Annotated in this window: 20 protein-coding genes; 11 read left to right on the top strand and 9 right to left on the bottom strand. The window is 49.1% G+C overall.

Translation table 11 applies throughout. From position 1 onward, the window contains the following. The first annotated feature begins 54 nt into the window (after positions 1-54). Positions 55-2,112, top strand: a complete 2,058-nt coding sequence (ptrB, locus tag BSPA111_RS02105) for an oligopeptidase B (RefSeq protein WP_183269558.1) — start codon at positions 55-57, stop codon at positions 2,110-2,112. On the opposite strand, the gene exoX is transcribed toward ptrB, so the two are convergent. The 3 genes from exoX to BSPA111_RS02090 all read right to left on the bottom strand — a co-directional run bounded on the left by exoX (position 2,109) and on the right by BSPA111_RS02090 (position 3,905). Next, the gene (exoX, locus tag BSPA111_RS02100) at positions 2,109-2,771 is read right to left on the bottom strand and encodes an exodeoxyribonuclease X (RefSeq protein ID WP_183269557.1); all 663 of its coding nucleotides are present in this window, start codon (positions 2,769-2,771) and stop codon (positions 2,109-2,111) included. The genes ptrB and exoX overlap by 4 nt on opposite strands. Before the next feature lie 38 nt (positions 2,772-2,809). Beyond that, a complete protein-coding gene (locus tag BSPA111_RS02095) occupies positions 2,810-3,541 on the bottom strand; it encodes a carbon-nitrogen hydrolase family protein (protein ID WP_183269556.1) in 732 nt (243 codons plus the stop codon). 133 nt (positions 3,542-3,674) lie between these two features. Continuing rightward, a complete protein-coding gene (locus tag BSPA111_RS02090) occupies positions 3,675-3,905 on the bottom strand; it encodes a DNA polymerase III subunit theta (protein ID WP_034495983.1) in 231 nt (76 codons plus the stop codon). A gap of 148 nt (positions 3,906-4,053) precedes the next feature. On the opposite strand from BSPA111_RS02090, the gene yobA reads away from it, so the two are divergent. The 3 genes from yobA to BSPA111_RS02075 are packed head-to-tail and all read left to right on the top strand — an operon-like array spanning position 4,054 to position 5,674. After that, positions 4,054-4,428: a CopC domain-containing protein YobA gene (yobA, locus tag BSPA111_RS02085; RefSeq protein ID WP_183269555.1), complete on the top strand. Its 375-nt coding sequence runs from the start codon at positions 4,054-4,056 to the stop codon at positions 4,426-4,428. A gap of 5 nt (positions 4,429-4,433) precedes the next feature. Next, positions 4,434-5,306: a copper homeostasis membrane protein CopD gene (gene copD / locus BSPA111_RS02080; protein ID WP_183269554.1), complete on the top strand. Its 873-nt coding sequence runs from the start codon at positions 4,434-4,436 to the stop codon at positions 5,304-5,306. A 26-nt stretch (positions 5,307-5,332) separates the two neighbouring features. Next, positions 5,333-5,674 (top strand): YebY family protein, encoded by a 342-nt coding sequence (locus tag BSPA111_RS02075; protein ID WP_183269553.1) that lies wholly within the window; start codon positions 5,333-5,335, stop codon positions 5,672-5,674. 623 nt (positions 5,675-6,297) lie between these two features. Here the strand turns inward: BSPA111_RS02075 and BSPA111_RS02070 are convergent. After that, positions 6,298-6,564 carry a DUF1471 domain-containing protein gene (locus BSPA111_RS02070; protein WP_183269552.1) on the bottom strand — a complete coding sequence of 89 codons (267 nt, stop codon included), beginning with the start codon at positions 6,562-6,564 and terminating at the stop codon, positions 6,298-6,300. Positions 6,565-6,893: 329 nt separating this feature from the next. On the opposite strand from BSPA111_RS02070, the gene BSPA111_RS02065 reads away from it, so the two are divergent. From BSPA111_RS02065 to BSPA111_RS02050, 4 genes are all read left to right on the top strand, one after another. Next, positions 6,894-7,571, top strand: a complete 678-nt coding sequence (locus tag BSPA111_RS02065; RefSeq protein ID WP_183270265.1) for a DUF1571 domain-containing protein — start codon at positions 6,894-6,896, stop codon at positions 7,569-7,571. 15 nt (positions 7,572-7,586) lie between these two features. After that, a complete protein-coding gene (locus BSPA111_RS02060; RefSeq protein ID WP_183269551.1) occupies positions 7,587-8,057 on the top strand; it encodes an SRPBCC family protein in 471 nt (156 codons plus the stop codon). Positions 8,058-8,749: 692 nt separating this feature from the next. Next, the gene (locus BSPA111_RS02055) at positions 8,750-9,277 is read left to right on the top strand and encodes a GNAT family N-acetyltransferase (protein ID WP_183269550.1); all 528 of its coding nucleotides are present in this window, start codon (positions 8,750-8,752) and stop codon (positions 9,275-9,277) included. Between the two features lie 55 nt (positions 9,278-9,332). Further along, the gene (locus BSPA111_RS02050) at positions 9,333-9,977 is read left to right on the top strand and encodes a metallophosphoesterase (protein ID WP_183269549.1); all 645 of its coding nucleotides are present in this window, start codon (positions 9,333-9,335) and stop codon (positions 9,975-9,977) included. A gap of 1 nt (position 9,978) precedes the next feature. Here the strand turns inward: BSPA111_RS02050 and BSPA111_RS02045 are convergent, their stop codons facing one another. The 5 genes from BSPA111_RS02045 to yebS form a co-directional block, all read right to left on the bottom strand. Next, complete coding sequence (locus BSPA111_RS02045; protein ID WP_183269548.1) at positions 9,979-10,170, bottom strand: YebW family protein; 192 nt, start codon at positions 10,168-10,170, stop codon at positions 9,979-9,981. A 107-nt stretch (positions 10,171-10,277) separates the two neighbouring features. Continuing rightward, positions 10,278-10,517 carry a YebV family protein gene (locus BSPA111_RS02040; RefSeq protein WP_183269547.1) on the bottom strand — a complete coding sequence of 80 codons (240 nt, stop codon included), beginning with the start codon at positions 10,515-10,517 and terminating at the stop codon, positions 10,278-10,280. A gap of 112 nt (positions 10,518-10,629) precedes the next feature. After that, positions 10,630-12,072 (bottom strand): 16S rRNA (cytosine(1407)-C(5))-methyltransferase RsmF, encoded by a 1,443-nt coding sequence (rsmF, locus tag BSPA111_RS02035; RefSeq protein ID WP_183269546.1) that lies wholly within the window; start codon positions 12,070-12,072, stop codon positions 10,630-10,632. Between the two features lie 72 nt (positions 12,073-12,144). Further along, positions 12,145-14,778 (bottom strand): PqiB family protein, encoded by a 2,634-nt coding sequence (locus tag BSPA111_RS02030; protein WP_183269545.1) that lies wholly within the window; start codon positions 14,776-14,778, stop codon positions 12,145-12,147. Then, complete coding sequence (gene yebS, locus BSPA111_RS02025; protein WP_183269544.1) at positions 14,747-15,991, bottom strand: membrane integrity lipid transport subunit YebS; 1,245 nt, start codon at positions 15,989-15,991, stop codon at positions 14,747-14,749. The genes BSPA111_RS02030 and yebS overlap by 32 nt, the downstream gene beginning before the upstream one ends. A gap of 172 nt (positions 15,992-16,163) precedes the next feature. On the opposite strand from yebS, the gene BSPA111_RS02020 reads away from it, so the two are divergent. The 3 genes from BSPA111_RS02020 (at position 16,164) to prc (ending at position 19,506) form a co-directional block, all read left to right on the top strand. Then, positions 16,164-16,652 carry a GAF domain-containing protein gene (locus tag BSPA111_RS02020; protein WP_183269543.1) on the top strand — a complete coding sequence of 163 codons (489 nt, stop codon included), beginning with the start codon at positions 16,164-16,166 and terminating at the stop codon, positions 16,650-16,652. 104 nt (positions 16,653-16,756) lie between these two features. Further along, entirely contained in the window at positions 16,757-17,437 is a 681-nt protein-coding gene (gene proQ / locus BSPA111_RS02015) for an RNA chaperone ProQ (RefSeq protein WP_183269542.1), read from the top strand. 20 nt (positions 17,438-17,457) lie between these two features. Further along, a complete protein-coding gene (gene prc, locus BSPA111_RS02010) occupies positions 17,458-19,506 on the top strand; it encodes a carboxy terminal-processing peptidase (protein ID WP_183269541.1) in 2,049 nt (682 codons plus the stop codon). The last annotated feature ends 124 nt before the right edge of the window (positions 19,507-19,630 follow it).

The following is a 19,630-nucleotide window of genomic DNA, read 5'->3' as shown; positions in this document are numbered from 1 at the left end:
GCCTGCCTGAATTTGCCACCCTTACAGGGTGTTAACTCAAAAATGAATATCGACATGCCACCTAAAGCTAAAAAAATACCGCATACCCTGACCACGCACGGTGATACCCGCATCGACAACTATTATTGGTTACGCGATGACGATCGCACCGATGAACAGGTACTTGATTATCTTCATCAGGAGAATGACTACGGCCGACAGGTGATGAGCACGCAACAGGCATTACAGGATAGTCTGCTCAAAGAGATGATCGACCGTATCCCACAGCACGATGTTTCTGCGCCCTATACGCAAAATGGTTATCGCTACCGTCAGGTTTTTGAAACCGGCAATGAATACGCCATCTATCAACGCCAGTCAGTGATGTTAAGCGAGTGGGACGAGTGGAACGTGCTGGTCGATGGTAACCGCCGTGCTGCCCACAGTGAGTTTTACACCATGGGCGGCATGAGCATCACACCAGATAATACCGTGATGGCGTTGGCGGAGGATTTTCTCTCTCGTCGCCAGTACGGTTTACGCTTCCGCAACCTCGAAACCGGGAACTGGTATCCGGAAGTGCTGGATAATGTTTCGAGTAGTTTTGTCTGGGCGAACGATTCCGCCACGCTCTACTATGTTCGCAAACATCCTAAAACGCTGCTGCCGTACCAGGTGTGGCGGCATACGGTAGGGCATCCTTCTACCGATGACGAGTTGGTTTACGAAGAAAAAGACGAAATGTTTTATGTCAGCGTGCATAAAACGACGTCGAAGCACTTTGTCTTAATTTATCTGAGCAGTGCGACGACCAGTGAAGTCCTGTTGTTGGATGCGGAACTGGTGGATGCACAGCCGCAAAGTTTTGCGCCGCGCCGCAAAGATCATGAATACACGCTCGATCATTTCCAGCACAACTTCTACCTGCGCTCAAACCGCGAGGGTAAAAATTTCGGTTTGTATCGCACAAAAGTGCGTGATGAAAATCAATGGGAAGTGCTTATCCCGCCGCGCGAACAGGTGATGCTGGAAGGGTTCACCCTGTTTACAGATTGGTTAGTTGTCGAAGAGCGCCAACAGGGGCTGACCAGCCTGCGCCAAATCAACCGCAAAACACATGAAGTGACCGGTATTGCCTTTGATGACCCAGCGTATGTGACTTGGGTTGGCCACAACCCCGAACCGGAATCTTCGCGCCTGCGTTATGGCTATTCGTCAATGACGACACCCGATACGTTGTTTGAACTGGATATGGATACCGGCGAGCGGCGCGTGATTAAACAAACTGAAGTTGCGGGTTTTGAGTCCAGCCATTATCGAAGCGAACACTTATGGGTCACGGTGCGGGATGGCGTACAAGTTCCGGTTTCTCTGGTTTATCACCGCGAACATTTCAAGCGCGGGAAAAATCCGCTACTGGTTTACGGCTACGGTTCGTATGGCAGCAGCATGGACGCCGATTTCAGTAGCAGTCGTTTGAGCCTGTTAGACCGCGGCTTTGTCTTTGCGATAGCGCATGTGCGGGGAGGGGGCGAGCTGGGCCAGCAATGGTATGAAGATGGCAAGTACCTGAAGAAAATGAACACCTTCAATGACTATCTTGATGTGTGCGATTCCTTACTCAAACTGGGCTATGGTGACGAAAACTTGCTGTATGCCATGGGGGGAAGTGCAGGCGGGTTACTCGTCGGCGCGGCAATCAACATGCGGCCCGAGCTGTTTCATGGCGTCGTCGCACAGGTGCCTTTTGTTGACGTGCTGACTACGATGCTTGATGAGTCGATTCCGCTCACGACGGGTGAATTTGAGGAGTGGGGAAATCCGCAAAACCCTGAGTACTACCGTTACATCAAGCAGTACAGCCCGTATGACCAGATAGTCCCACAAGCGTATCCACATTTACTGGTGACCACCGGCTTACATGATTCGCAGGTGCAATATTGGGAACCGGCAAAATGGGTAGCAAAACTTCGCGAGACACGTACCGACGATAATTTGTTGCTGCTGTGTACCGATATGGACGCAGGGCATGGTGGGAAGTCAGGGCGCTTTAAATCTTACGAAGGCGTGGCACTGGAATTTGCTTTCTTGATTGCCCTGGCGCAAGGCACCTTACCAGGGCGTTCAAATTAACTTTCGAGGTAATGCTTCAACGTCATCCTGAGATCCGGAGCTAATTCTTTGATGTTATTTAACATCCAGCGTAAATAGCCCGGATCTTGTTCTGCGATTTCAGCAATCGGTTTGCCGCGATATTTTCCAAATGCCATGGTGGATACCAGTGCCGGGCGGCCAGTAATGGTCACCATTTGGTCGGGTGTCCAGCCGGATTCATTCATGATCCGTAACAGCAAAGCGGCGGTAATGTAGCAATCAAACAGGGCGCGGTGATGATAAAGCCCGGCAGGCGTTTCAACCTCCAGCTTGAGCGATTTATACAAACCCATGTTGCTGTATTTGATGCCTGGCCATAAACGACGGGCCAGTTTTACGGTACAAATCCATTCGCTGTCAGGCATTTCAGGTAACATGCGTTGGTCAAAACTGGCATTATGGGCGACATAATACGGGCTACCGTAATAGCGCGGAATGACATCTTCAATCCACGGCTTGTCCGCCACCATCTCTTCGGTGATCTTGTGAATGGCCATAGCCTGGTGGCTTATTGGGCGGTCCGGGCGCACCAGATCACTCATTGGATTAACAATCTCACCATTGATGATATCGACGGATGCAACTTCCACCACGCCCCCCTGCAAACCGCAGGTTTCCGTATCAATAATGCGCAGCATACTCACTCCATCAGAACTTCGCAGGTTTCGTTAACGCGCTAGCGTAATGGAATGATTTCTCCATGCCAACCTTTCTCATCACGTCGACCAACAGCAAGTAATTCGCCATGATCGGCACGAACCACTAATTCCCCGCGATCGTCCCAACAGGCACTGCGTCCAGCGGAGCGGTATTTTCCGATCGAAAATGCGTGATTAGCCAGCAACACGGGCAAATTGTATTTCCGCGCCCAACGTTGCAGATACATCTCGTCGAACTGATAACTGATTTCGTTGATGAATTTACCGGTGGCGTATAGGCTCGCGCCCATTTCAGCAGCACTTCGCGGCCAGGTTTCTTCATCGCTGCCGGTACTAAATCCCATCGCAACGCTACGATTATGCAAACCAACCAGTGGTGTGTGCTGGCCCGGCAGATCAATATCGTGAGAAAGGGGTTTGCAGCATGCAACACGTGAACCATCCGGCAAAAAGCCCACAGAACCGGGAGAAACACCATTTTCACAACGCAGAGGTAAACCCACGACAATGGTCATTTTATTTTCAATGGCAGCATTTTGTAGAGGATTGAGGCGTTCATCAGTGAAGGGGAGAGCACAGTCGGAAAGATTTTCTAGTTTGAAACCGGTGAGGGATAGTTCGGGAAAAATAAGGAGATCAATCTGTTCACGAACGGCACAACGAATAAAGTCTAAGTGATGTGAGATATTCGATTCGAGGTCATCGGGTGTGGCGCCGTACTGCGCCGCAGCAACATTCCAGACAGGCATATGGTCTTCCTTAATCAATCTACCCAACGGCCATCATCCTATGGCCGCAACAGGTATTTCCTGTGTATATAGCTCGTATAAACAAGAAAAATCTTAACACCATTTATGTAAGGAAATTTATGGGTGTGTATATTTATTTCACCTTCGGTTCATAAGGAAGTCGTGACAGATTAACTGACGCCAAACGATGCGCAATTAAGCGTTCTCTGAACCAATCGCGCAGATGGGCAGGCTGTTCACGTTCGACCACTTCGGCAATCACCGGCATATTGTAGCGTTCCTTGAATGCCACGCCAGCCGCTGCAAGATCCACATTGATCTTATCCATTTCGTCCTGGGGTAACTCAGCAAGATTGTGATTCATATTGGTCTCCTGTTTTGTGTCGCAAAGGTACTTGCAGATGAAGTTGATGACAAGTCTTTACATTTATTGATAGCCGTTCTCATCTCGACTTAACCAGGGCTCGAGGTTATCCTTTTGCCGTCTGGAATAAGAAAAAGGAATAGTTGATATGGCTTTCACTCGATCTCGTCTTTTTACCCTTGCTACACTCCTGTCGGCGCTTACCGTTTCCGGTTCAGTTTTTGCGCATGCGCATTTACAACATCAATATCCTGCGGCTGATGCTGCGGTAACCGCTTCACCGCAGGCGATTACCCTCAATTTCTCTGAAGGTGTTGAGGCCAATTTTAGCGGAATCGCGCTGACCGGGCCACAGCAAGCCACGGTTAAAACCGGTAAGGCGAAACGTAACGAAAAAGACGATAAGCAACTTATTATCCCGATTGAGGAAGCGCTGAAACCGGGTGACTATCTGGTTGACTGGCATGTCGTGTCGGTCGATGGACATAAGACTAAAGGGAAATATCAGTTCTCGGTGAAATAACCCGGATGCTGCCTTCTTTCTATATCGCGCTGCGATTTATTCATTTTTCCGCCCTTATGGTGCTGCTTGGCAGCACCATTTCATGTTCAGTTCTGGCGCCACAGCCATTTCAGCCAGTCCTCATCCGCCGCCTGAAATGGCTGCGGCAATCTGCTGTCTGGTTGGCCATGCTCAGCGCTGTATTGCTGCTTTGTGCTCAGGCAGGAATGATGGGCAGTGGATGGCCGGACACCATTAATCCTGAGATTTGGCTAGCCGTGCTTGGCACGCGTTTTGGTTCAGTCTGGATATGGCAAATTTTACTTGGCGTGGTGACAGTTGGCGTTCTGCTCTTAAAACCGCGCAACTTACAATCAATGATGCTGCTTTTTGCTGCCGCTCAACTTATTTTACTGGCAGGTGTTGGCCATGCTGCGATGCGCGAAGGATTCTACGGTGGTGTGCAGCGACTGAACCATGCCGTGCATTTATTGGGCGCGGGCTGGTGGGTGGGTGGCTTACTTCCGCTGATTATGTGCATGCGCATGGCAAGAAAACCCCGCTGGCGGGGAGCCGCTATTATCGCGATGATGCGTTTTTCCCGTTATGGGCATCTGGCGGTTGCGGCGGTGTTACTGAGCGGATTAATCAACAGCCTGATGATTTTGGGATGGTCATTACCGCTGGAAAGCGGATATGTCCGCTTCTTGTTGGTGAAGGTTGTCTTTGTAGCAGTGATGGTTATCATCGCATTGTATAACCGCTATTTTTTGGTGCCGCGATTTAATCGCTCACCAACGGCAACAAAACAGTTTATCCGGTTAACCTGGCTGGAAATCATTTTGTCGGTGGCGGTCATCCTTGCTGTTAGCATTTTCGCTACCTGGGAACCGTACTGAAGACATTATTAGCTCAAGAGATATTCATGAAAAAAAGCATTTTGACGTTGTTGTTGCTGGCTTGCGCAAGCAGTGCGTTTGCCGCACCGCAAATTATCACCGTGAGCCGTTTTGAAATAGGCAAAGATAACTGGGCGTTTAACCGAGAAGAGGTGATGTTGAGTTGTCGCGCGGGTCATGCGCTGTTTGCGATCAACCCAAGCACATTGATGCAATACCCACTTAATGATATTGCCCAGCAGCAGGTGGCGAGTGGCAAAACGACCGGGCAGCCAATCTCTGTGATTCAGATAGATGATCCGAAAAAACCAGGGCAAAAAATGAGTCTTTCTCCATTTATTGAGCGCGCCGCGAAGTTATGTGACTAAACTTTCTAACATATTCATATGTAATAAAAAACCGCAATTCCCGAGGCCCGGGCATTGCGGTTTTTGTCTAAAACGTCACCTGTAACACAGTTTTTTTTCGAACACTTTAGCGCCCGACTGGAAAAGCTGCGCCGGTAATCTATTCTTAGAAGGCAAGGCGAAGTCTGCCTGCATTAATGCCAACTTTTAGCGCACGGCTCTCTCCCAAGAGCCATTTCCCTGGACCGAATATAGGAATCGTATTCGGTCTTTTTTTATCTGTCATACAAACAACCACTTAGACAACCCTGTCTGAAAAAGACTGAAAATTGTTCGAAAACTAAAATTTGGTCTTTTGGGTTTTGCGTAACAGACTCATAACAACATAAACTCCTTTTTCCTCGAATCCAAATACTTTTCAGTCATTTTTTGGGGCTGAAGGTCTAAAAGTTTCTGAGTAAATTCCTTCCCGTGTTCTGTTTCATAAAATTTATTCCTCAATACATCCTCGCGCCACTGTCCGGTAACGAAGGCTGGACCATCGTGAGAGTAAACCATGCTGCTTGATGCATAGCGCGTTAACGGTTCCCATTAAAGGGAGCCGTTAACTTGTCGGATGAAACATTTTACATGGGGATTAAACGTTATTTGTAGAGAGTGGCCGTTCCGTACACACCCTCGTGATTATCTATAGCAGAAGTGACTGTATAGGCCGTTGCGCCTTTTTGCGTGGCTGCGGCGGCCAGGTTGGCGTCCAGCTCATCAATGGTGCTACCCCTTGCTGAAACTGAGCCCATTTCCTGCTTTAGTGTGGTCCCGTATGCCAACTCCTGGGCTGGAGCGGCTTGGGTGATTATAGGGAGTGCAGCAAGGGTGACTACCGCAGAAAAAAACAATAATTTTTTCATCATCACGTCCTCATAAACTTAAAAACAGATTAACCATTAAAAGTGTAGGTGTTATGGGTGGTGAGAGGAGGTTAGTTGGAAAGATAAGATTCAAAATAGATGCTCTGCGGATAGGACGAACCACTCAGAAAACCCCTGTCCACGCGGCATCACGGTGAAGTAATGAGCCCTGAGCAAAGCCAATTGCAACGAGAATCAATTGTAAGTATCCGTTTAAACGAACCATACACTTTTAGATATTATCCGACATACTGATTATATTCCCGGGACAACCTGTACTGACCATTTCAATGCAGGAGACGACCATAAGCGACTTAGTCTCTTTTGCAGTAATGCTTGCAACATTACTTATCTTTAGCTTTAACGATACTGCATACGGAGCGGACAAGAGCGCTGTGCCATCTGCTTTTTCACAGAATTCAACCACTACGGATCCAGTCATTCTCTCCTTGCAACATTTCGAACAAATTCAATCTTACCAGGTGACGGTGCGTTCCGTGTCATCTCAGGATGGAACTAAAATCATTCGCTATAGCTATCGGAAACCTGGTTATGTACGGATGGATTTTACCACTCCACATTCCGGTGCGGTCCTAATCTATAGCCCGGTCAATGGCAAAGTTAAATTGTGGCCATTCGGAGTGGGAACAATTCCTGTTTTGAACCTGTCGCCAACAGATTCATTAATACAAGATGGGAATGGTCATCGGGTGGATCATTCAGATTTTAGCGTTTTGTTGAATAATATTCGTAGCCTGCAACATGGAGGGACAACAACCCATATCGGTGAAGAGGTTATTGGGGGGAAATCGACAATACATTTATCCGTGGTTGGCCCCGCGGGAAAGACAGTCGATGGTGTTCATCAATATGAAATTTGGTTAGATAAGCAATACGGATTTCCTGCCAAAGTAGTCAGTTACGCACTGCGTGGAAATATGTTGGAAACCGTCTTAATGGATGGAATGGTTATCAACATCCATTTTCCTCCTGATTTTTTCGCACCTTAATGGGAGCCTTGCTCTATGGCCGAGTATAAGTTTTCCACTATCTGGCGGGTTGAGGCTTCTATCCAGGAGGTGTGGGATATTTTATGCCATCCAGATCTTTGGCCCGAATGGTGGGGAAGTCTTGAGCAGATTATTGAGTTAAAGAAAGGTGATATTCAGGGGATTGGTGCCTTGCATCGTTATACCTGGAAAGGTGTACTCCCTTATCGAATAACCTTTGATATCCATGTATTAAATATTACGCCATTTTGCCTTTTGGAAGGGGAAGCCAGTGGCGAGGTGGAAGGGCGGGGAGTCTGGTCTTTTTCAAACAATGGGGTGGATACTATCGTCAGGTATGATTGGAATATCCGGACTAACACCCGATGGATGAACTACCTCGCTCCGCTGGCGGCACCTGTTTTCCGTTGGAACCACCATATGGTGATGCGTGATGGAGCGAAAGGTTTAGCCCGCAAATTAGGTACACATGTCGAAGTGTATTGATTCGGTAAAACTGTGCCAGCCTATAACGCAGTTAAAACATATCAATGAGATGAGCCAACTCACCATTTCATCTGCATTTTTGGCTACAACTAAACCATATTCTAAGTTATTACCAAAACCATTTTAGGAAATAGGTCAGTATTATCAGTCTGTTAGGGTGGGATCCTACTAATGGTGTTTTTGAATAATAGGTATTAATCGACAATTTAGATGGAAGTTGTGTTTGCCACAGCGACTTCTGTGAGCACCTGAACGGTATAGCCTGATCAATGCGCAAGGTTAAACGAGGTGTTTTGACCAGAAAATGACAAAACTGTGAATCTGCCGTTACTTTTTGAATTTTAGGACTGCTACATTAGTGCTAGTTCCAGAGTGAAACGGAGGTGCCAGAAAGTTTGAAACTGATCCTCAATAGTAAACTGGTGGAGTGGGTGGTGTAACTTGTTGCCACGATACTCTTAGGTGTAAGCCGCATTTAAACGCTTGAAGAAGCGACAAAATTTTACCAGATAACTCGTATCACCTCTCTAAAGGCTGCAGATTTGCAGCCTTTTCTATTTTTATCTCCGGCTCAATTTTTCCCACATGTCTGAGAAAACTTTCCTTTCATTGCGCTTATTGTTTCGTGAGAAGTATAACGGCAGAATCAATAAAAAAATGATTCGCCAAAAATGACTTATAAGGGAGTGAGCATGGTTAATGAAGCACCACGTCTTGAGACAGAGCGTTTAATTCTGCGACATTTTACGCTGGATGATTTCCCGGCGTTAGCCGCCTGTTGGGCTGACCCGGAGATGGTGAAGTTTATTGGTGGAGGCCAACCACAAGGGCCGGAAATGACATGGGCAAGATTGCTGCGTTACATCGGTCACTGGCAGGCCCTCGGTTATGGCTACTGGGCGGTTTTTGAAAAAGAGACTGAACGCTACGTGGGTTCTTTTGGGTTTCAGGATGCTAAACGTGAACTCACTCCAGCACTTGAACTTCCTGAAGCAGGGTGGTCGCTTATCCCTGCCGTACACGGTATGGGTTATGCGCAGGAAGCATTAGGCGCAATTTTAGACTGGGCTGACCGTGAATTGAGCACGCCGACTTGCTGCATTATTGATGATGATAACCATCGTTCCATTCACCTCGCCGAGCGATTTGGCTTCCAGTTCGAACATAACGTTGAGTACCACGGCAAGCAGATAAAAATGTTCATTCGCCAGACCCGCTAACCATTGCCGCACACTGGTTTATAATTGAGCAATAAATAATCAGTGTGGGGTCAGCATGTATCAGCGAATTGACGGTGAGAACTGGCGGCATGTGTTTATTGTCGGGGATCTACACGGCTGCCTTACTGAGCTAATCAGCCAACTCAAACTCCAGCATTTTGATTATCATCAGGATCTTGTTATCTCGGTGGGTGATCTTATTGACCGGGGAGCAAATAGCCCCGGTTGCCTGGCTTTGCTTGGCAGTAAATGGTTTAAAGCTGTGAAGGGCAATCATGAAGCGATGGCTCTGGAAGCGCTGGATGAAGGTGAGGGGATGCTCTGGCAGATGAACGGTGGCGACTGGTATCGGGAGCTAGACGCACCACACCAGCAAAGTGTGCAACAGGCTTTGCAACACTGTCGCGAATTGCCGTTAGTCATTGAGCTTCATACTCACGGCAAGACGCTGGTCATTGCGCATGCAGATTATCCTGCCTCACATTACAGTTGGAATCAGCCAGTAGATGAGCATTTGCTGGTCTGGAGCCGCGATCGACTCAATAAAAATTTACAGGGTCGAGGTGAGGATATTGACGGGGCAGATGAATTCTATTTCGGTCATACACCGCTCAAGGAGGCTGGTCATTTTCACAACCAGTACTACATTGATACGGGCGCGGTGTTTGGGAACAAATTAACCATGGTGCAGGTACAGTAATTTACAACGAACGGTATTCTTGAGCCGGGCGCCAGAAGCCATCGATAAAGTCTTCTATCGGGAAGCATCCACCAGAGCGTATCCGCTGATCATCCATAGCCACCACACATTGCTGTTCGGTGTTAAACACCTCCACCACAATATCTTCGCAGTCACCGTCCAGGTAACAAACAAATAAAACTAACGCGAACATTAACGCCTCTGAGTTGCCCCGTTTGGCTTAATTGTAGGGGATGTCATGGGAAGAGGTGATAATCGGGACCGATTAATTAACCCGCCTGAGCGACGGGTTCATTTGAATCATGCAAGGCGCATGACCCAGGCATCAGATTTTTGGTCGTAACGTTGACGGTAGAGGACTGAATGTTCGCCATCAAGGACGGCGGGAATGCTGGTTTCATCATCCCAGGCATCAAGTTGCATGCACAGGTCAGGGTCAGATTTGCAAGGGATACTCAACGTTCGGTCCCCTTGTTGCTCGCCATGTAATTCTGCATCATCAATTTCGAAGATGCCTATTCGTACGCTGGTTTTCGTCATCTCGCTCTCCTTGGGTCTGGGTATGTGTGGTATGACCAGTGAGGCCTCCCACAATAGAGCGTAGACAAACGTACAAAAACTGCAAATTACATGGCGACGATATTTTTGTGTTTCAGTTCTTTGACGCGAACAGCTTTCCATCCCGAACCAGTTCACGCGGGTAACTGTTTTTCAGCCGCGATCCAACCTTTCTAGCCAGACCAAGGGGTTGGCCTTGCCAGGTAACAATGACCTCGTTAAGTGACGGTGTCACGTCAGGATAAATATCGCGCCCGTGATACCATTCATCGGCCTCAAATTCTGTAAGAGCAAATGCCAGTGGGGAATCACCGGGTACCAGCGCGATAATGGCTTCGTGCTGCCAACGGTATCCTTTGTTGTACTGCTCTGCCAGGCGCAAGCCAATTCGCGAAAAGCGAACCTTGCCGATTAAAGAAATAATCTCTTTTGGGAATAACCAAATTTCTTTATCGCGCTGCCAGAGCTGTTGGTCATCTTGCCAGCTGATTCCTGATTTTTTGGCAGCAGCGGTGACTTCAGCCGCTTGTTTGCCATGCAGAGGGCTAAACGGGAAGTTACCTACTTTATACCCCGGCGCTGGCAGGGCATCGACCGATGATGTTTTACGCAGTCGTGCAACGAAAAAACCTTCGCAATCATAAATCTGCGGGAAAACATGCAGATAGCCTTCTGCCGTAATAGCTTTTCCTGCCTCTGGGAACAAATCGTTAAGCGGCGCGATTTCGACTGCATCAGGCCACTCATCAAGCAACCATTGGCAAATCTGCTGATTTTCTTCGCGGTTTAATGTGCATGTGGAGTAAATCAGTGTGCCACCCGGACGAAGTGCATGAAATGCGCTGGCGATGAGTTCACGTTGTGTATCAGCGATACTGGAGGTGCTTTCGGGCGTCCAGTTACGTAGCGCGTCCGGATCTTTGCGCACCACACCTTCGCCTGAGCAGGGCGCATCGAGCAATATCGCATCAAAGCACTCCGGAAGGGCTGCGCCAAAGACTCTGCCATCAAAATGGGTCAGCGCGACGTTGCTGATTCCGCAACGGCTGATATTGGCGTGCAGTACTTTCACCCGGCTGGCGGAATATTCGTTGGCGAGGATCGCGCCGTGATTGCCCATGCGCGCGGCAATTTGCGTGGTTTTTGAACCGGGTGCTGCGGCGACATCCATAATGCGTTCCGGATGATTATCGTCAGCAAACAGGGCGGCAACCGGCAACATGGAACTGGCTTCCTGAATGTAAAACAGGCCGCTTAAATGCTCCGCCGTGGAGCCAAGAGGCAGACTTTCTTCGTCATCCCGCTCAATCCAGAACCCTTCTGCACACCACGGAACGGGCGTCAGATGCCAGCCATAAGGGGCGACAAGGTCAAGAAAATCGCTGACCGAAATCTTGAGTGTATTAACGCGCAGACTGCGGCGCAGGGGGCGCTGGCAATAATCGATAAAACTTTCGAGCGTTTGATCTGCCGGGAGTGCATCGCGAATAACATCAAGAAAGGCTTGCGGGAGAAAGGCGTTTTGAGAATGAGCCACGAAGGAAGTCCAGAAAAAAGAGAAGGGCGCAGTGTAGCACAAACGCCCCGGCGAGAAACCGGGGCGCTGGTGTTAACGTGGTAGCGCAGTACCCCATTGGCGCCATTCTTTCGGTTCACTTTCCTCGAGCAAGAAGTGTTTACCGGTTTCGGCTTTTGGTGCCAGTGGTGTGCCTGGCGGCGTTGCGAATGCGATACCGCCACGAATGAACTGGCTGAAGGTGCCGGTTTTTACGACACCGCCTGTCAGGCCAAAATCAAGGCTGTAACCCGACGCAAGCCAGAACACTGAGCTATCGCGCACCAAATGCTGGAAGCGCTTACTGATTCGCAAACCGACCATGACGCGATCAGAAAGATTGCCAAGAGTTAAACTGGTCACTGTCCCGACTTCCACACCACGGAACAGAACAGGCGTACCAATGCTTAACGCACCCGCTTCAGGTACTTCCAGCACAATGCTCAGGCCGTCGGAGTAACGGGAGTCGGTGATAGAGGTTTCCTGCAGCTCGAAGTCACGCCGTGGCGCGCCACGTCCTGGTTCAACGTTGATATATGGCTGAAGAATGGTGTCGAGATTGTCCACACCTGAGGCTGAAATTTTCGGCGTCACAACGGAGAAGCGAGTACCGCTACGAGCAAACGTGTCCACAAATTCTGGATAGAGCACGGCTTTAGCTTCGACCTCGCTACGCGATTGCGTAAGATTCAGAGACTCAAGTTGCCCAATGTCAATTCCCAGGTAGCGAATCGGCATGCCCGCAGACAGTTTCCCGGCATCAAAGGTGTGCAACAAAATCTGACTACCGACGGCACGTGCAGCCGTTTCGGACGCGTACAGCATGCGTTTGTCACCCTTTTTCTGGCCGACACTTGCACCACTGAGGTTGTCAAAGCTGATCGCCCCTTTAAGAGCACGAGAAAGTGGAGAGGCTTGTACTGTCAAACCACTGCCGTTGAGTTGTACACGTGCGCCGCCTTCAGCCCAAAACACGCTGTTGGCCGTCAGCAGATTGCGGTATTCCGGCTTGATATTCACGTCGATATCAAAACTATTAGCGCGCGGACGCACACTAATAATCTCGCCGACCTGGAATTTACGGTACAGCACCACGGAGCCGGCTTGAATGTCTGGCAGGCTGGCGGCGGTTAGCGTCAATGTTGTTGTCGGCAGGTCGCTCAGGCTATTTTCTACGGCTTTTTCCAGGTTGGCGTACAGCGGATAACTCTTCTTCATCTCGCCTTTGTTGCCCGGAATAATCCTGATTCCGCCATTCACCCATTCGCCGGCGCTGGCCCCCAAAAATTCGACACCGTCGATACCGACTTTGACATCAAAACGGCTGTTGACGACGAATTTACTGTCGCCCTGAATCAGCTTGCGATATTCGGGTTCAATGGCGGCTGAGAAGGTGACGCCTTTGGCAGACAGGGTGCGTTCAAGAATTTGCCCCACTTGCACGCCATGGAGAATAATCGGCTGACCCGCATCAATACCGTAACTTTCAGGGGCTGTCAGGTTTAGCGTCAGAACGTTCGGTTGTTGCAGCGGCGTTTTATCGCTTGCGAATACCACAAAATGATTTTGCGGTTCACCTTCTCCCGGCACCAATTCAAAGGTACTGCCGGTTAACAGGCTGCTGAGATTGGGATTGCTGAGCGAGATTTTAGGGTTGCGTAACTCAATGCGCGTTCCAGTGCGCATCAGGTTGACGACACTCGGGTCAACGGTCATTTGGCCGGTCACCGTGCTACCAGGATTGAGGGTGAGCTTAGTCAGCGTACCCACTTCCAGGCCCTGATACATCAGCGCCGTCGAGCCAGCTTTTAAGCCGCTACCGTTAGGCAAATCCAGATCGATGATGACGCCACGCTGGCTGTGTGCCAGATCTTCATACAGACCGAATTCATCTTCCGCTTTGGCCTCGGCGGAGTGTTCCGGGGAGTCAAAGGCAATTGCACCGTTCACTAAGGCCGCGAGGCTTTCTAGCTGAACCTGAGCACCGGAGAGGCTGAAATCGGCCTTAACACCCGATACGTTCCAGAATCGGCTGCCTTTTTTCACCAGTTTAGTGAATCGACGGTCAATCAGTACATCAATGGTTACGCCCTGGTTATTGTTGTTAATGGTGTAGTCATACACCCGACCCACCGGAATTTTGCGGTAATAAACCAGCGAACCGCTATTGAGCGAGCCTAAGTCCGGCGCATGAAGATGAATCATCAGCTCGCCATTATTAAGGCGGTATCTTGGCTGGGTATCTAACGCGGTAAAGTGTTCTTGCGGTTTACCTTTGCCCGGCATCATGCCGATATAGTTACCGCCAACCAGAGCATCCAGACCGGAAACACCCGCCAGTGACGCTTTGGGTGTCACCAACCAAAACTGGGTATCTTCGCGTAACGCATCTTTCATGTCGCTTTTGACACTGACTGTCACTTCTATTTTGCGCAAGTCTTTGCTGAGACTGATGCTTTGCACCGTACCCACTTCTACGCCTTGATAACGTACAGGTGTTCGCCCGGCCACAATGCCGTCGGCTGAAAGGAAATCAATGGTCGCTGTGGTGCCGCGTTCTTCCCAGGTCGACCAGATGAGCCAACTGGCAATCATTAAGGCGATAATTGGCAACAACCAGAAGGGCGAAATTCGGCGTTTAGTTTTAATTCGCGCTTCAGTCGGTGAAGCGGGCATTTCCTGACTCATGTGCGTCCCAAAGTAGTCGGCTATCCAGCCATTCAACTGCAAGAATAGTTAAAATAACCGCTGCGCCAAAATAAAACGCAGCCGGTCCCATAGTGAATGCCAATAACTGATCGCGATTAACCAGCGACATCGTAAGCGAAATAACAAAGAGATCGAGGATAGACCAGCGGCCAATCCAGGTAATAAAGCGTAGCAATACTATGCGTGTTCTAAGCCCTCGTTCGCATTTGAAATGAATGCTTATCAACAATGAAATCAACACGATAACTTTGGTGAAGGGCACCAGAATACTGGCAATGAAAACCACTGCTGCCACGGCAACATTACTGTTGCCAAGGGAAATAATACCAGAAAGGATGGTGTCTTCCTGGCGCGAGCCATTGACGTAGAGAATCGAAATCGGCAACAAGTTGGCGGGCAGTAAAAGAATTAACGAGCCGATTAATGCCGCCCACGATTTTTGCAAACTATGGCGACGGCGTACTCGTAATGGCACATGGCAACGGGGACAACGCCCACGTTTATCCGGTACGCCAGTGAAATTGCAAGCGAGGCACACGCGCAGTTGCGCATTCCAGGCGCGAGGAGGGCGTTGTGGATAGAATCGCGACCACAGTTGCTCCACGTTCAAGTGAATCAGGGTTAATAAGCTCAACACGACAAGCGCGATAAACGCCACCAAACCCAGTCCGGGCTGGATGAATGCGAATTCTCTGACTTTGATACAGGCCACGCCGATGGCGACCAGATAAATATCGAGCATGACCCATTCTTTGAGCTTCTCCAGCATCAGTAACACCGGGCGTAAGTTCATCCCCAGAATATTACCGAAATAGAGATAGATAATACCGGCGACAAGCGTGGCAGGAGCTCCTACGGCACAAAACATGACCATTGCGGCCGTCAGAGGATCGCCCTGGCTGGTCATCTGCCAGATACCCTGAAACAGGTTGGCATCGATGCGTGTACCTAATAAATAGATACGGACCAGTGGCTCCGAAAAGGCAACGGGCATCAGTAACAACATCGCAATCGCCATCGCCGCCAGACGAGTGAGTGACCAGTCGCGGCCATGGAACACTTTTGCGTCACAACGGGGGCAGTACGCGCTCTGTGACGATTTAACCAACGGTAATGAGAAAAGTGTATCGCATTGGGGGCAACGCTGATAACGTGCCTGCGGTACAGCATGGCTAATAGCGTGTATTTTCATGTGTCATCGTATGCAGGGAATACCGTTGGCGCATTGGTGCATCTCATCGGAAAACTAAATATTCGTTAAGCGTATATTAATTCATGGAATGATACACCTTGTGGCATAACGCATTTAATGCTTATTTTACTATGCTATGCAGTTAAGTAAGACAACAGACTATGGTTAATCAATGAACAAAGAACAATTTTACGCGGACCTGAACCGCGATTTCAGTGCGTTAATGGCAGGTGAAACAAGTTTTCTGGCAACGTTGGCAAATACCAGCGCATTGTTGTTTGAACGTCTTGAAGGCGTGAACTGGGCAGGGTTCTATTTACTGGAAGGTGACACGCTGGTTTTGGGGCCTTTCCAGGGGAAAATTGCTTGTGTGCGCATTCCGGTCGGTAAAGGCGTATGCGGTACAGCGGTTTCTACCCATAGCATTCAGCGCGTCGAAGATGTGCATGCTTTTGATGGTCACATCGCCTGTGACGCTGCCAGCAATTCCGAAATTGTTCTGCCATTAGCAGTAAATGGCGAATTAATCGGGGTTCTGGACATTGATAGCACTGAGTTTGGTCGCTTTACACCAGAAGACCAACTCGGCTTATCTAAACTGGTAACGCAGCTTTCGCTGACGCTTGCCGACACGGATTTTAAAAAATTCTTCACTCGATAGCATGATAAACAACGGATAACGTGGCATTTGCTGATAGCGTCATTATAATGTCGCCTGTTCATGCCTGCGGATTGTTGGCAATTCCGTTGTAATCAGGAAATTTCATGGAAAATCAACCTAAGTTGAATAGTAGCAAAGAAGTCATCGCCTTTTTGGCAGAGCGTTTCCCACAGTGCTTTAGCGCTGAAGGTGAAGCCCGCCCCCTGAAGATTGGTATCTTCCAGGACTTAGTCGCACGCGTTGAAGGGGAGATGAGCCTCAGTAAAACTCAACTTCGTTCCGCGTTACGTCTTTATACTTCAAGCTGGCGCTACCTGTACGGTATCAAAGTCGGCGCGACCCGTGTTGATCTCGACGGTAACCCATGTGGTGAACTCGATGAGCAGCACGTTGAGCATGCTCGTAAGCAGCTTGAAGAAGCAAAAGCTCGTGTTCAGGCACAGCGTGCAGAACAGCAAGCGAAAAAACGCGAAGCGGCAGCGGCTAACGGTGAAACCGTTACCGAAAAACCTCGTCGTGATCGCAAGCCTCGTCCTGCTCCGCGTCGTCCAGAGACAACAGAGCGTAAACCACGTGCTGAAAAACCGGCTCCTCAGGCTCCGCGTGAAGAAAAACGCACTCCGGTTACGGACATTTCTGCTTTGCAGGTGGGTCAGGCAATCAAAGTCAAAGCGGGTAATAACGCGATGGATGCCACCGTACTGGAAATTACCAAAGATGGCGTCCGTGTACAGCTAACTTCTGGTATGGCAATGATCGTACGCGCAGAACACTTGCAGTTCTGAAACGGAGGCCAGACCCGGGCATGAACAAACTCTTTAAGCGTACGGCTGTCGCTAGTCTGTTGTTTCTTGCAGGTAGCGCACTGGCCGTCGAAAACATAACGCGCGCTGATCAAATCCCGCAGTTAAAGGAAGAGACGCAGCATGCTACGGTGAGTGAGCGTGTAACTTCACGCTTCACTCGTTCGCATTATCGTCAGTTTGATCTGGATGAAAATTTTTCCGCAAAAATTTTCGATCGCTATCTCAATCTCCTCGACTTTAGCCACAACGTACTGCTCGCCAGCGACGTTGAGCAGTTTGTGTCGCGGAAAAAACAGATTGGCGATGAATTGCGCACCGGCAAACTGGACGTATTTTACGATCTTTACAATCTGGCCCAGACGCGTCGTTTTGAACGCTATCAATACGCGCTGAAGGTGCTGGAAAAGCCGATGGATTTCACCGGCAATGACACCTTCAATGTGGATCGCAGCAAATCGCCGTGGCCTGCAAGCGTTGCAGAGTTAAATACCCTGTGGGACAGCAAAGTTAAGTTTGACGAGTTGAGCTTGAAGCTGACCGGTAAAACCGATCAGGAGATTCGTGAAACGCTAACCAAACGCTATCAGTTTGCGATTCGTCGACTGGCGCAGTCCAACAGCGAAGATGTTTTCTCACTGGCAATGACCGCTTTTGCCCACGAAATCGATCCGCATACCAACTATTTGTCACCACGCAATACCGAGCAATTTAATACGGAGATGAGTTTGTCTCTGGAAGGTATTGGTGCGGTTCTGCAAATGGATGACGACTATACCGTTATCAACTCAATGGTTGCGGGCGGTCCGGCGGCGAAAAGCAAAGCGATTACCGTCGGTGATCGTATTGTTGGCGTAGGCCAAACCGGCAAAGCCATGGTCGATGTGATTGGCTGGCGTCTTGATGATGTGGTTGCGCTGATCAAAGGACCAAAAGGCAGCAAGGTTCGTCTGGAAGTCTTACCTGCTGGCAAAGGGACGAAAACACGCATCGTCACGTTAACGCGTGAACGTATCCGTCTTGAAGATCGTGCGGTCAAACTCACCATTAAAACGGTCGGCAAAGATAAAGTCGGCGTGTTGGATATTCCGGGCTTCTATGTTGGTTTGACGGATGACGTCAAAGTCCAGTTGCAGAAGATGGAAAAACAGAACGTGAAGAGCGTGATCATCGATCTGCGTTCTAACGGTGGCGGTGCATTGACCGAAGCCGTCTCACTTTCTGGCCTGTTTATTCCTGGTGGCCCAGTCGTTCAGGTTCGTGATAACAACGGTAAAGTGCGTGAAGACAGCGATACCGATGGTGTTGTGTATTACAAAGGTCCGCTGGTTGTTATGGTTGACCGTTTTAGTGCTTCAGCATCTGAGATTTTCGCTGCAGCGATGCAGGATTATGGCCGTGCACTGATTGTCGGTGAGCCGACCTTTGGTAAAGGCACTGTTCAGCAATATCGTTCACTGAACCGCATTTATGACCAGATGCTGCGCCCTGAGTGGCCTGCTTTAGGCTCTGTGCAATACACTATCCAGAAGTTCTACCGCATTAATGGCGGAAGTACTCAACGTAAAGGTGTTACGCCAGATGTCTTGATGCCAACCGGCACTGAAGAGACCGAAACTGGCGAGAAGTTCGAAGATAATGCGCTCCCGTGGGATAGCATTAATGCCGCAACTTACGTCAAGTCAGGCGATCTGACTCCGTTTGAGCCGCAACTGCTTAAACTGCACCAGGACCGAATTGCAGCCGATCCTGAGTTCCAGTACATCATGAAGGACATTGCTCGTTTCAATGCCCTGAAAGAGAAGCGCAATATTGTCTCTCTGAATCTTGCTCAACGTGAGAAAGAAAACCAGGAAGATGATGCGACGCGTCTGGCTCGTATAAACGATCGCTACAAGAGAGAAGGTAAAGCACCATTGAAGAAACTGGATGACTTACCAAAGGATTATCAAGAACCTGATCCTTATCTCGATGAAACGGTTCATATCGCGCTGGATCTTGCAAAAATGCAGCAAGATAAATCCTCCGAGCAACCGACTCCTGCTAAGTAACTCCCCAACAGGCACAAATTTTTGTGCCTGTTTTTTTTACCTCTATCAAGCCGCGTAAACCAATCTCTTCTTGAATGTAAAGTTATGTATTATTAACGACTTGGTCACGATGAATGCTTGAAAA

Origin of the sequence: Buttiauxella sp. A111, assembly GCF_014189855.1 — a bacterium.
GTDB lineage: Bacteria > Pseudomonadota > Gammaproteobacteria > Enterobacterales > Enterobacteriaceae > Buttiauxella > Buttiauxella selenatireducens.
The sequence above is the reverse complement of the archived record's forward strand: the minus strand, read 5'-3'. Positions and strand labels throughout refer to the sequence as shown.

Bases quoted from the DNA above. Each gene is read 5' to 3' on its own strand.
- BSPA111_RS02050 (WP_183269549.1), top strand. From the start codon at position 9,333: ATGTATCAGCGAATTGACGGTGAGAACTGGCGGCATGTGTTTATTGTC.
- yobA (WP_183269555.1), top strand. From the start codon at position 4,054: ATGGCTTTCACTCGATCTCGTCTTTTTACCCTTGCTACACTCCTGTCG.
- BSPA111_RS02020 (WP_183269543.1), top strand. From the start codon at position 16,164: ATGAACAAAGAACAATTTTACGCGGACCTGAACCGCGATTTCAGTGCG.
- copD (WP_183269554.1), top strand. From the start codon at position 4,434: ATGCTGCCTTCTTTCTATATCGCGCTGCGATTTATTCATTTTTCCGCC.
- yebS (WP_183269544.1), bottom strand. From the start codon at position 15,991: ATGAAAATACACGCTATTAGCCATGCTGTACCGCAGGCACGTTATCAG.
- BSPA111_RS02065 (WP_183270265.1), top strand. From the start codon at position 6,894: ATGCTTGCAACATTACTTATCTTTAGCTTTAACGATACTGCATACGGA.
- proQ (WP_183269542.1), top strand. From the start codon at position 16,757: ATGGAAAATCAACCTAAGTTGAATAGTAGCAAAGAAGTCATCGCCTTT.
- BSPA111_RS02060 (WP_183269551.1), top strand. From the start codon at position 7,587: ATGGCCGAGTATAAGTTTTCCACTATCTGGCGGGTTGAGGCTTCTATC.
- exoX (WP_183269557.1), bottom strand. From the start codon at position 2,771: ATGCTGCGCATTATTGATACGGAAACCTGCGGTTTGCAGGGGGGCGTG.
- BSPA111_RS02055 (WP_183269550.1), top strand. From the start codon at position 8,750: ATGGTTAATGAAGCACCACGTCTTGAGACAGAGCGTTTAATTCTGCGA.
- BSPA111_RS02045 (WP_183269548.1), bottom strand. From the start codon at position 10,170: ATGTTCGCGTTAGTTTTATTTGTTTGTTACCTGGACGGTGACTGCGAA.
- ptrB (WP_183269558.1), top strand. From the start codon at position 55: ATGCCACCTAAAGCTAAAAAAATACCGCATACCCTGACCACGCACGGT.
- BSPA111_RS02030 (WP_183269545.1), bottom strand. From the start codon at position 14,778: ATGAGTCAGGAAATGCCCGCTTCACCGACTGAAGCGCGAATTAAAACT.
- BSPA111_RS02040 (WP_183269547.1), bottom strand. From the start codon at position 10,517: ATGACGAAAACCAGCGTACGAATAGGCATCTTCGAAATTGATGATGCA.
- BSPA111_RS02075 (WP_183269553.1), top strand. From the start codon at position 5,333: ATGAAAAAAAGCATTTTGACGTTGTTGTTGCTGGCTTGCGCAAGCAGT.
- BSPA111_RS02090 (WP_034495983.1), bottom strand. From the start codon at position 3,905: ATGAATCACAATCTTGCTGAGTTACCCCAGGACGAAATGGATAAGATC.
- prc (WP_183269541.1), top strand. From the start codon at position 17,458: ATGAACAAACTCTTTAAGCGTACGGCTGTCGCTAGTCTGTTGTTTCTT.
- BSPA111_RS02095 (WP_183269556.1), bottom strand. From the start codon at position 3,541: ATGCCTGTCTGGAATGTTGCTGCGGCGCAGTACGGCGCCACACCCGAT.
- BSPA111_RS02070 (WP_183269552.1), bottom strand. From the start codon at position 6,564: ATGATGAAAAAATTATTGTTTTTTTCTGCGGTAGTCACCCTTGCTGCA.